The organism is Rhizobium sp. CBN3, from assembly GCF_030518245.1.
In the GTDB taxonomy this organism is placed as follows: Bacteria; Pseudomonadota; Alphaproteobacteria; order Rhizobiales; family Rhizobiaceae; genus Rhizobium; species Rhizobium aethiopicum_A.
Genome location: NZ_JAULSE010000006.1, coordinates 144,673 through 156,635, shown reverse-complemented (window position 1 = coordinate 156,635; position 11,963 = coordinate 144,673). Strand labels below are relative to the sequence as shown.

The window sequence follows — 11,963 nt, the reverse complement described above, 5'->3', positions numbered from 1 at the left end:
AGCCTCATGTTATCGAGATAGCATGCAGAGTCTGGGACAGTTGCAGGAAAGATTGTCCGCCGCCTTCGGCGGAACCGCCGTCAAGCCGCATCAAGAGCGGACGGAGGAACCCTCTCCGCGTCCCGGCGCATCGACAGCGCGCACGGGTGCTGCGCCCCTATCAGGGCCTGCAGCGACGCGGCGCCTGCTGTTCTATTGGCTGAGCGGCGCGGGCTTTCTGGCCGCGATGATCCTGACGCTGCTCGCCCATGCCGGCGAGCCGCTGCTCCTTTCGGGCGGCCTCGTCGCTCTCGGCCTTGCCGTCATCGCCTGTTATGCCGTGCTGATGGTTCGCCGGCAGAGAAGCGGGCAGCCGGCCGGTCGATCCACTCCGAACGGCAATGATGGCGCGAAGCTCTTCGCCGAGGTGCATGACGTGCTCGGCGACATCACCCTCACCCGTGCCATGGACCGGCGCATCATCTCGGCCAACGACACGTTTCGCCGTCTGACCGGCCGGCTGCGTCCGGAAGGGCGGACCTGCGAAGAGATCGGGCTTGCCTTCCGCCCCGGCCCGATCCCGCACTGCTATGACGTCGAGATCTCGACGCCGGAAGGCCAGCGTATTTTCCTCTGGCGCGACGTCGTCACCCGCGATCCGGGCAGCGGCCATCTGCTGCTGCAGAGCGTCGCCCGTGATGTGACGGAGGAGCGACTCGTCGCGCAGAGCCGCGAGTCCGCCCGCCAGAAGGCCGAGTATAACAGCGCCGCGAAATCCCGACTACTTGCAACAGTCAGCCACGAAGTGCGCACGCCGCTTTCCGGCATTCTCGGCATGACGCACCTGCTCGCGGAAACGCGGCTGACGCAGGAGCAGCAGAATTATCTGGCCAACATCCGCCAGTCCGGCCACGCCTTGACGCAGCTTGTCGAGGATCTGCTCGATTTTTCCACCATCGAGGTCGGCCGCTTCGAGCTTCACCCGCGCTCGGAATCGCTGCGGAAGCTTCTGGAAAGCGTTGTCGAAATGCTCGCCCACCGGGCGCATGAAAAGGGCATAGAGATCGGCGCCACCGTGTCATCAGACGTTCCGGAGAAAATGAGCTTCGATGCGGCGCGGCTGCGCCAGGTTCTGTTCAACGTCATCGGCAATGCCGTCAAATTCACCCAGGCCGGCGGCGTCTTCATCCGCGTATCGCTCGATGCCGGTAACCTCCTGATCACCGTCACCGACACCGGTCCGGGGATGACGGCGGAGGAGCAGGCGCGCGTCTTCGGCGAGTTCGAACAGGGTGGAAACGTTGCCGACAAGAGCGGCGGCACCGGGCTCGGTCTTGCCATCTCCGCCCGCATCATGCGCGAATTCGACGGCGCCCTGACGGTCACCAGCGAAAAGGGCAAAGGCAGCACATTCACCATCCGCTTCCCGATTGAACTCGACAGCGAGCGCTCCGAGCGGCGAAACACGCTGCTTTCCGGCAACAGCGTCGTGCTGCTGGCGCCGGCGGGAGCTGCCCGCTCCGCCATTGCGGAAACGATCACCGCTCTCGGCGGCATCTGCCATCTCGTCGACACCGGCGAGGCTGCGCGCGCGAGGCTGCTCGGAATGGCCAGCGGCGGCCGCCGGCCGACCGATATCATCGTCGATCATCGCATGTCGGCGGAATTTTCAGCGCACATCGCCGATCGCGCCGAAATCGCTGCCCTCGGCCTGCGCAAGGTCCTGCTCGTCAATCCGGAAGAGCGCAGCGCCCATCCGCTCGACCTGTTTGATGCCTGGCTCATCCGGCCGCTGCGCGAACAGTCGCTGATCGACGTGCTGCGCGGGCGCATGCGCGGCATGGAGAAGCGCGATGCGCTAAACGACAACCAGCCGGGTTTCGGCCTGCCGATGGCCGAGGCCGTGATTGCCGCTCACGGCCTGCGCATCCTGCTCGGCGAGGACGATCCGATCAATGCGATGCTGGTGCGCGTCGTCCTCGAAAAGGGCGGACACAAGGTGCACCATGTCGAAGATTTCGAGACGCTTCTCGATTGCGCCCTTGGCGATGCGAACGCCCGGCCGGACATCATCATCAGCGATCTGTCGATGCCGGGCGGCAACGGCATCGATATGCTGGGGCGGCTGCGCGGCCACGAAAGGCGGCTCGATCTTGCCCCGGTGCCGGTGATCGTGCTCACCGCCGACAAGAGCGACGAGTCGCGCCGCCAGGTATTGCTCAATGGCGCCAACCGCGTCATGGTAAAGCCGGTCGATCCGGTGCGGCTACTGACGGAAGTTCAGGCGGTCGCCGCCCTTTCCGCCCGCCGGGCAGAAGCGCGGTAGGTCGCTGAATTGACTATGCAGGCGGCTTGCGCCGGGAAATTCAATATGTCACTTTCCTGTCGCACAGAAGTGTTTTATGGCGTCGATAAGCCGGCAACGGGAGAATCGCCATGTCCTCCATCGACATCCTGAATCGTGACGTTACCGCGGAGGCTTCACGGCCGTCGACGGCTGCGCAGCAAGACGGCGACATCCTCGGCCGGATCGGCAATCTCGAAACCCGCCTTGCCCGCACGGCACGCGAGATCGATGCGGCCCAGGCCGTGCGCTACCGCGTCTTCGTCGAAGAAATGAAGGCGCAGCTGCCGCCGGAAGCCATGCGGCGCGAACGCGATTTCGATGCCTATGACTCTTTCTGCGACCATCTTCTCGTTCTCGACCGCTCGCTCGAGGGTGATCCGGAAGACCAGATCGTCGGCACCTACCGGCTGCTGCGCCAGGATGTCGCGATCGCCAATGGCGGTTTTTACTCGGCGTCCGAATTCGAAATCGAGAGCCTCCTCGCCAGGCATCCGGACAAGCGTTTCATGGAACTCGGACGCTCCTGCGTGCTGCCGGAATACCGCACCAAACGCACCGTCGAGCTTCTCTGGCAGGGCAACTGGGCTTATGCGCTGAAGCACGGCATGAGCGCCATGTTCGGCTGCGCCTCGTTCCCCGGCGTCTTTCTCGAAAGCCACGCGCTGGCGCTGTCCTTCCTCTACCACAATGTGCTGGCGAAGGATGAGTGGGCCATCGGCGCACTGCCGCATCTCGCCCGCAACATGGACCTGATGCCGCCCGAGGCCGTCAACCCGAAGCGGGCGCTGATGGCCCTGCCGCCGTTGATCAAGGGCTATCTCAGACTCGGCGCGATGGTCGGCTCGAGCGCGGTCATCGACCACGCCTTCAACACGACCGACGTGCTGATCGTGCTGCCGATCTCCAGCATTTCCGACCGCTACTTGAATTACTACGGCGCCGACGCCGGCCGCTTCGCAAGCTGATCGGAATTCCAGCGGTTTTGCCGTGATCCTCGCGTCGTCGCGCTGCTGTCCTATCCGCGCTTTTTGCCCCTCACCCTAACCCTCTCCCCGTAAGAACGGGGAGAGGGGACGTGCCCCACGAGACATTGGTGGGGGACGGAAAGGTCGCGGCACATGCCCTTCTCCCCGCGAGCGGGGAGAAGGTGGCGGCAGCCGGATGAGGGGCTGTTCTCCCGGATCTTCTCTTACGAACCGCCATAGGCGGCGATCGCCGCCATGTTGACGATGTCGCTGTCCTTGGCGCCCATCGAGGTTATCTGCACCGGCTTATCCAGGCCGACGAGGATCGGGCCGATCACAGTGGAGCCGCCGAGTTCCTGCAACATCTTCGTCGAGATCGAGGCCGAGTGGAAGGCCGGCATGACGAGGACATTGGCGGGGCCGGAAAGCCGGCAGAAGGGATATTGCTCCATCACCTTGCGGTTCAGAGCGACATCGGCGGCCATTTCGCCGTCATATTCGAAATCGACCCGGCGGCGGTCGAGGATCTTCACCGCCTCGCGCACCCGCTCGGAGCGTTCGCCGGAGGGATGGCCGAAGGTGGAATAGGCAAGCAAGGCGACGCGCGGCTGATAACCCATGCGCCGTGCGAGACCGGCAGCCTCTTCGGCGATATCGGCAAGCTCCTCGGCCGTCGGCATGTCATGCACGGCCGTATCGGCGACGAAGACCGTGCGGCCGCGGCAGAGCGCCAGCGACACGCCGATGACACGGTGGCCAGGCTTCTCGTCGATGCAGCGGCGTACATCCTCGAGCGCGGTGGAATAGTTGCGGGTGATGCCCGTCACCATGCCGTCGGCGTCGCCGAGTGCCACCATGGTGGCGGCGAAGTGGTTACGGTCATTGTGGATCAGGCGCTGGGCATCGCGATGGAGGTAACCGCGCCGCTGCAGCCGGGCATAGAGATAATCGATATAGGCCTCGACGCGGGTCGAGATACGGGCGTTGACGATCTCAAGGCCGGGCCGGTTGAGATCGATGCCGGCGCGCTCCGCCGTCGCCCGGATCAGATCCTCGCGGCCGAGCAGGATGGCGGTGCCGAGCTGCTGGTTGGCGTAGGACATGGCAGCGCGCAGGACCTGTTCTTCCTCGGCCTCGGCAAAGACGATCCGCTTCGGGCGGCGGCGCACACGTTCGTAGAGGCTGGCAAGCGTCGAGGCGATCGGATCGCGGCGCGCCGAAAGCTCGCGGGCGTAACCGGCCATGTCGGTGATGACCTTGCGGGCGACGCCGCTTTCGATCGCGGCTTCCGCGACCGCCACCGGGATTGCCGAGATCAGGCGCGGATCGAAGGGAACCGGAATGATGTATTGCGGCCCGAAACGCGGGCGGTTGCCCTGATAGGCGGCGACGACGTCATCCGGCACATCCTCGCGGGCAAGGTTTGCCAGCGCCTTGACGGCGGCGATCTTCATCGCGTCGTTGATGGTGGAGGCGCGCACATCGAGGGCGCCGCGGAAGATATAGGGAAAACCGAGGACGTTGTTGACCTGGTTCGGATAATCGGAACGCCCCGTCGCCATGATGGCGTCGTCGCGGATGCGGGCGACCTCCTCCGGGGTGATCTCGGGATCGGGATTGGCCATGGCGAAGATGATCGGCCGGTCGGCCATCGAACGGATCATCTCGGCCGAGAAGGCGCCTTTCTGCGACAGGCCGAAAATAACGTCGGCGCCGTTCATCGCCTCTTCCAGCGTGCGCGCGTCGGTTTTTGCCGCATGCGCCGATTTCCACTGGTTCATGCCCTCGGTGCGGCCCTGATAGATGACGCCCTTGGTATCGCAGAGGATGATGTTCTCGGGCGCAAAGCCCATCGCCTTGATGAGTTCGACGCAGGCGATCGCCGCAGCGCCGGCGCCGTTGCAGACGAGCTTCGTCGTCTTCAGGTCGCGGCCGGTCAGTTCCAGCGCGTTGATCAGGCCGGCGGCGGCGATGATCGCCGTGCCGTGCTGGTCGTCGTGGAAGACCGGGATGTCCATCAGCTCGCGCAGCCGGCTCTCGATGACGAAGCAATCCGGCGCCTTGATGTCCTCGAGATTGATGCCTCCGAAGGAGGGGCCGAGGAAGCGCACGCAATTGATGAACTCGTCGACATTTTCCGTATCGATCTCGAGATCGATGGAATCGACGTCGGCAAAGCGCTTGAAGAGCACCGACTTGCCCTCCATGACCGGCTTGGAGGCGAGCGCGCCGAGATTGCCGAGGCCAAGGATCGCCGTGCCGTTCGATATGACGGCGACCATGTTGCCGCGCGCGGTATAGTCATAGGCGGTCTGCGGATCGGCGGCGATTGCCTTGACCGGCACGGCGACGCCCGGGGAATAGGCGAGCGAGAGGTCGCGTTGCGTCGCCATCGGCTTGGTCGGGTTGATCTCCAGCTTGCCGGGGCGGCCCATGGCGTGAAAATCAAGCGCCTCCTGATCGGTCACCGAGGTCACCGGCCGGTCCTTATTGTCGATATCGGGCATAAATCCTCCAACGTCCTGTGGGCGACGCTTCGCTCTTCCTCAAATGCAGTTGTCATCTATAGCGGCGCGCGGATAGGGTTGGCACCTGTTTTTTTGGGAAAAACTGCACCTCCGTGAACGCACGAATAGACATTGGGAATGAAGCCTTTTCGGCTGCCGAGCTCGCCACGGCGGAAAGCCGCGCCTCGGCGACGCCGATGATGGAGCAATATATCGAGATCAAGGCGAACAATCCGGGTTCGCTGCTGTTCTATCGCATGGGCGATTTCTACGAACTGTTCTTCGAGGATGCGCTGGAGGCCTCGCGCGCGCTCGGCATCACGCTGACGAAGCGCGGCCAGCACATGGGCCAGGATATTCCGATGTGCGGCGTGCCCGTGCATGCGGCCGACGACTATCTGCAGAAGCTGATTTCGCTCGGCTTCCGCGTCGCCGTCTGCGAACAGATCGAGGATCCGGCCGAGGCCAAGAAACGCGGCGCCAAATCGGTCGTCAAACGCGACGTGATCCGTCTCGTCACACCAGGCACGATCACCGAGGAGAAGCTGCTCTCGCCTTCGGAATCGAATTATCTGATGGCGCTTGCCCGCATCCGTGGCGGCGCCGAGCCGCAGCTGGCGCTCGCCTGGATCGACATTTCCACAGGCGTCTTCCGGCTTGCCGAGACGGAAAGCTCGCGGCTGCTTGCCGACATCCTGCGCATCGATCCGCGCGAATTGATCCTGCCCGACACGATCTTCCACGATGCCGAGCTCAAGCCGGTCTTCGACGTGCTTGGCCGAACCGCAGTTCCGCAGCCTTCCGTGCTCTTCGACAGCGCCAGCGCCGAAGGCCGGATCGCGCGTTATTTCGGCGTCTCGACCCTCGACGGCTTCGGCAGCTTCTCGCGCGCCGAGCTGGCGGCGGCGGCGGCCGCCGTCGCTTATGTCGAGAAGACGCAGATCGCCGAACGGCCGCCGCTTGGAAAGCCGGAGAGGGAAAGCGCGGCGTCCACGCTTTTCATCGATCCGGCCACCCGCGCCAATCTGGAACTTGCCCGAACGCTGTCGGGCGATCGCAACGGTTCGCTCCTGAAGGCAATCGACCGCACCGTCACCGGCGGCGGCGCACGGCTTCTCGCCGAACGGCTGATGTCGCCGCTGACCGACCCCGCTCGCATCAATGCGCGGCTCGATTCGATCGGCTTCCTGATCGAAGAGCCCTCGCTCTGCGGCAAGCTCCGCGACACGCTGAAACATGTGCCCGACATGCCGCGCGCGCTGTCCCGCCTGGCGCTCGACCGCGGCGGGCCACGCGATCTCGCCGCAATTCGCCAGGGCCTGCAAGCGGCCGGCGGACTTGCCGATCTGCTTGCAAGCGCGATGCTTCCGGAAGAGCTTGATCAAGCGCTCTGCGGGCTGCAGGCCCTTCCCGCGGGCCTCGAGACCCTGCTTGCCGAGACGCTCGCCGATGAATTGCCGCTGTTGAAACGCGACGGCGGTTTCCTGCGCGACGGCGCGAGCGCCGAGCTCGACGAGGTCCGGGCGCTGCGAGACCAGTCGCGCCGGGTGATCGCCGGGCTGCAATTGCAATATGCCGAGGAAACCGGCATCCGGTCGCTGAAGATCAAGCACAACAATATCCTCGGCTATTTCATCGAGGTGACCGCCGGCAATGCCGCCCCGATGACGGAGACGGCCGAGGCAAAGGCCCGTTACATCCACCGCCAGACGATGGCGAGCGCCATGCGCTTCACCACCACCGAACTTGCCGATCTCGAAAGCCGCATCGCCAATGCCGCCGATCGGGCGCTGACGATCGAACTCGACGCCTTCGACAGGATGACGGCGGCCGTGGTGGCTGAAGCCGAAGCAATCACGGCGGGCGCGCGGGCGCTTGCGGTGATCGACGTCGCCGCGGGCCTGGCGCTGCTCGCCGAAGAACAGGCCTATTGCCGGCCGCAGGTCGACGGTTCGAAGATGTTTGCGATCGAAGGCGGGCGCCATCCGGTCGTCGAGCAGGCGCTGCGCCGGCAGGCGGGCGGCCCCTTCGTCGCCAATCATTGCGACCTCTCGCCGAAAACAGGCGACAAGGACGGCGCGATCTGGCTGCTGACCGGCCCCAACATGGGCGGTAAATCGACCTTCCTGCGTCAGAACGCATTGATCGCGATCCTGGCGCAGATGGGCTCCTTCGTGCCGGCGACATCGGCCCATATCGGCATCGTCGACCGGCTGTTCTCGCGCGTCGGCGCCTCCGACGATCTGGCGCGCGGACGCTCCACCTTCATGGTCGAGATGGTGGAAACGGCTGCCATTCTCAACCAGGCGAGCGACCGTTCGCTCGTCATCCTCGACGAAATCGGCCGCGGCACCGCCACTTTCGACGGGCTGTCGATTGCCTGGGCCGCCGTCGAGCACCTGCACGAGGCCAATCGCTGCCGCGGCCTCTTCGCCACGCATTTCCACGAGTTGACCGTGCTTTCGGAAAAGCTTGGCCGGCTATCGAACGCGACGATGCGCGTCAAGGAATGGGACGGCGACGTGATCTTCCTGCACGAGGTCGGCCCGGGGGCCGCCGACCGCTCCTATGGCATTCAGGTCGCACGTCTTGCCGGGCTTCCGGCCTCGGTCGTGTCGCGGGCCCGCGACGTGCTCACCCGCCTCGAAGATGCCGACCGCAAGAACCCGGCGAGCCAGCTGATCGACGATCTGCCGCTCTTCCAGGTGGCGGTGCGCCGCGAGGACACGGCCCGCGGCGCCTCCAAGGTCGAAGAGGCGCTGAAGGCGATGAGCCTCGACGACATGACGCCGCGCGAGGCGCTCGATGCGCTCTACGATCTCAAGAAAAAGCTGAAATAGGAGCGCAGCCCATGTTCATGGAGAAGCTGGTTCGCGAAACCGAGCGCCTGTCGCTCATCTGCTCCATGCTCGACACGATGCGGCGCGCCGACAAGGACCGCAACGCGCGCGGCTGGACATCGCCGATCGGCCTGCTGAAAATCACCCGCTCTTGCGCTATGATCTCCGAACTCGGAACGTCGATCGCCAAGGCGGGCTACCGCGAGTGCGACAGGGTGACGCTCGAGGAGATCCAGCGCGAGACCCGGCAGGTGCTGTATTCGCTGCATGCGCAGGTCGCAGACTGAGGCCTTACGGAAAGGCCGCCGGTCGCGGCAAGCGTCCCGCATCGCAGCATGGCAACACCATTTCGCCAAATTTAAAGGTTCTTGCAGTACGAAGGCCCGTGTCAATCGCCGGGCAAAGAGGTTATAGCGCATGCAGACGAAACGTGAGGCGAGCCTCGATCAGGCAGCCCGGCATGAACAGGAAACCAGCCCTGTGAGCGCGACGCGCAACCTCGATTTCTCGGAGATCCTCGACGCCGAGCTCTTGCAGAAGCAGTGCGACGCCGTTGCCGAGGCCAATCGGAACCGACCCGACATCATGCGCGCCGATCTTCTCGCGGCGCTGAAAAAGGCGAGCACGGACGGACGGCAGAAGGCGCGCGCGGCCCTTGCCGCCGACGGCAGCGGTCTCAATTGCGCCTATCGGATTTCCTGGCTGCAGGACCAGATCATCACCGTCCTCTACAATTTCGCCACTGCCCATATCTTTCCGCTGCAGAAGGACAAATTCGCGGTGACCGCCGTCGGCGGCTACGGCCGTGACACGCTGGCGCCGGGCTCCGATATCGACCTGCTCTTCCTCTTCCCGCCGCGGCCGGCGGAGGAGACGCACAAGGCGGTCGAATTCATGCTCTACGTGCTCTGGGACATGGGCTTCAAGGTCGGCCACGCCACCCGCACGGTGGAGGAATGCATCGCGCTGTCCAAGTCCGACATGACGATCCGTACCGCGATCCTCGAGATGCGCTATATTTGCGGCCTGCAGCGGCTGGAAACCGAGCTCGAAGCCCGTTTCGACAAGGAGATCGTCACCGGGACCGGCCCGGAATTCATCGCCGCCAAACTGGCCGAGCGCGACGAGCGCCACCGCAAGGCGGGCGACACGCGTTACCTCGTCGAGCCCAACGTCAAGGAAGGCAAGGGCGGGCTTCGCGACCTGCACACGCTATTCTGGATCTCGAAATATTACTACCACGTGCGCGACCAGGCGGAGCTGATCAAGCTCGGCGTCTTGTCGAAACACGAGTATCGCCTGCTTGAGAAAGCCGACGATTTTCTCTGGGCGGTGCGCTGCCATATGCACTTCCTGACAGGCAAGGCCGAGGAGCGGCTGTCCTTCGACATCCAGCGCGAGATCGCCGAGGCCTTCGGTTATCACACCCGCCCAGGCCTTTCGGCGGTCGAGCGTTTCATGAAGCACTATTTCCTGGTGGCCAAGGATGTCGGCGATCTCACCCGCATCCTGTGCGCGGCACTCGAAGACCAGCAGGCGAAGTCGATCCCGGGCCTCACCGGCGTCATCAGCCGCTTTACCCATCGCACCCGCAAAATCGCCGGCAGCGTCGAATTCGTCGAAGACCGCGGCCGCATCGCTCTTGCCGACGCCGATGTCTTCAAGCGCGATCCGGTCAGCATCCTCAGGCTCTTTCACGTCGCCGACATCAACGGGCTGGAATTCCATCCCGACGCGCTGAAACGCGTCACCCGTTCACTCGCGCTGATAGACAGCAGCTTACGGGAAAACGACGAGGCGAACCGCCTCTTCATGTCGATCCTGACGTCGAAGCGCGACCCGGCGCTGATCCTGCGCCGCATGAACGAGGCCGGCGTGCTCGGCCGCTTCATCCCCGATTTCGGCAAGATCGTCGCGATGATGCAGTTCAACATGTATCACCATTATACGGTCGACGAGCATCTGATCCGCACCGTCGAAGTTCTCTCGGAGATCGACAAGTCACGGGCGGAGGATCTGCATCCGCTCGCCAACAAGCTGATCTCGGGAATCGAGGACCGCGAGGCGCTCTATCTCGCCGTTCTCCTCCATGACATCGCCAAGGGCCGCCAGGAGGACCATTCGATTGCCGGCGCCCGCGTCGCCCGCAAGCTCTGCGCCCGCTTCGGACTGTCGCAGAAGCAGACGGAACTCGTCGTCTGGTTGATCGAGGAACATCTGACGATGTCGATGGTGGCGCAGACCCGCGACCTCACCGATCGCAAGACCATTATCGACTTTGCCGATCGCGTGCAGTCGCTCGACCGGCTGAAGATGCTTCTGATCCTGACGATCTGTGATATCCGCGCCGTCGGTCCTGGCGTCTGGAACGGCTGGAAGGGCCAGTTGCTGCGCACGCTCTATTACGAAACCGAGCTGCTGCTGGCCGGCGGCTTTTCGGAAGTCTCCCGCAAAGAGCGGGCCAATGCCGCCGCCGAGGCGCTGCGCGGCGCGCTTTCCGACTGGAGCCAGAAGGACCGCAACACCTATACGAAGCTGCATTACCAGCCCTACCTGCTCTCCGTGCCGTTGGAAGACCAGCTCCGCCACGCCCACTTCATCCGCCAGGCCGACAAAGCCGGCCAGGCGCTCGCCACCATGGTGCGCACCGACAGCTTCCACGCCATCACTGAGATCACCGTGCTGTCGCCCGACCATCCCAGGCTGCTCGCCGTCATTGCCGGCGCCTGTGCTGCGGCTGGCGCCAACATTGTCGACGCCCAGATCTTCACGACCTCGGACGGACGGGCACTCGATACGATCCATGTCAGCCGTGAATTTGCCGACGATGCCGACGAGCTGCGCCGCGCCGCCACGATCGGGCGGATGATCGAGGATGTACTGGCCGGCCGCAAGCGCCTGCCCGAGGTCATCGCCACGCGCACGCGCAACCGCAAGAGAAGCAAGGCTTTCGACATTCCGCCCTCGGTCAACATCACCAACAGCCTGTCGAACAAGTTCACGGTCATCGAGGTCGAATGCCTCGACCGGCCGGGCCTGCTGTCGGAGATCACTGCCGTGCTCTCCGATCTGTCGCTTGACATCCAGTCGGCGCGCATCACCACCTTCGGCGAGAAGGTGATCGACACCTTCTACGTCACCGACCTCGTGGGTCAGAAAATATCCGGCGACAGCAAGCGCGCCAATATCACCGCCCGCATGAAGGCCGTAATGGCGGAGGAGCAGGACGAGCTGCGCGAGCGCATGCCCTCCGGCATCATCGCGCCTGCCGCCACCCGGACGTCACCCGCAGCCGAAAAGAAAGCCGATTCTCCCGCATGAGCCC

The 11,963-nt window shown here is 64.3% G+C and carries 6 protein-coding genes; 5 read left to right on the top strand and 1 reads right to left on the bottom strand.

Annotated elements, in window-relative coordinates; translation table 11 throughout:
• Nucleotides 1-22: 22 nt before the first annotated feature.
• A complete protein-coding gene (locus QWJ46_RS11935; RefSeq protein WP_302751284.1) occupies nucleotides 23-2,305 on the top strand; it encodes a hybrid sensor histidine kinase/response regulator in 2,283 nt (760 codons plus the stop codon).
• Nucleotides 2,306-2,415: 110 nt separating this feature from the next.
• Nucleotides 2,416-3,291: a GNAT family N-acetyltransferase gene (locus QWJ46_RS11930; RefSeq protein ID WP_302751283.1), complete on the top strand. Its 876-nt coding sequence runs from the start codon at nucleotides 2,416-2,418 to the stop codon at nucleotides 3,289-3,291.
• A 224-nt stretch (nucleotides 3,292-3,515) separates the two neighbouring features.
• On the opposite strand, the gene QWJ46_RS11925 is transcribed toward QWJ46_RS11930, so the two are convergent.
• The gene (locus QWJ46_RS11925) at nucleotides 3,516-5,798 is read right to left on the bottom strand and encodes an NADP-dependent malic enzyme (protein WP_184458110.1); all 2,283 of its coding nucleotides are present in this window, start codon (nucleotides 5,796-5,798) and stop codon (nucleotides 3,516-3,518) included.
• Between the two features lie 113 nt (nucleotides 5,799-5,911).
• Between QWJ46_RS11925 and mutS the strand changes: the two genes are divergently transcribed.
• From mutS to QWJ46_RS11910, 3 genes are all read left to right on the top strand, one after another.
• Entirely contained in the window at nucleotides 5,912-8,638 is a 2,727-nt protein-coding gene (gene mutS, locus QWJ46_RS11920; RefSeq protein ID WP_302751282.1) for a DNA mismatch repair protein MutS, read from the top strand.
• Between the two features lie 11 nt (nucleotides 8,639-8,649).
• The gene (locus QWJ46_RS11915) at nucleotides 8,650-8,925 is read left to right on the top strand and encodes a hypothetical protein (RefSeq protein WP_184458106.1); all 276 of its coding nucleotides are present in this window, start codon (nucleotides 8,650-8,652) and stop codon (nucleotides 8,923-8,925) included.
• A gap of 130 nt (nucleotides 8,926-9,055) precedes the next feature.
• Complete coding sequence (locus tag QWJ46_RS11910) at nucleotides 9,056-11,959, top strand: [protein-PII] uridylyltransferase (protein ID WP_302751281.1); 2,904 nt, start codon at nucleotides 9,056-9,058, stop codon at nucleotides 11,957-11,959.
• Nucleotides 11,960-11,963: the final 4 nt, after the last annotated feature.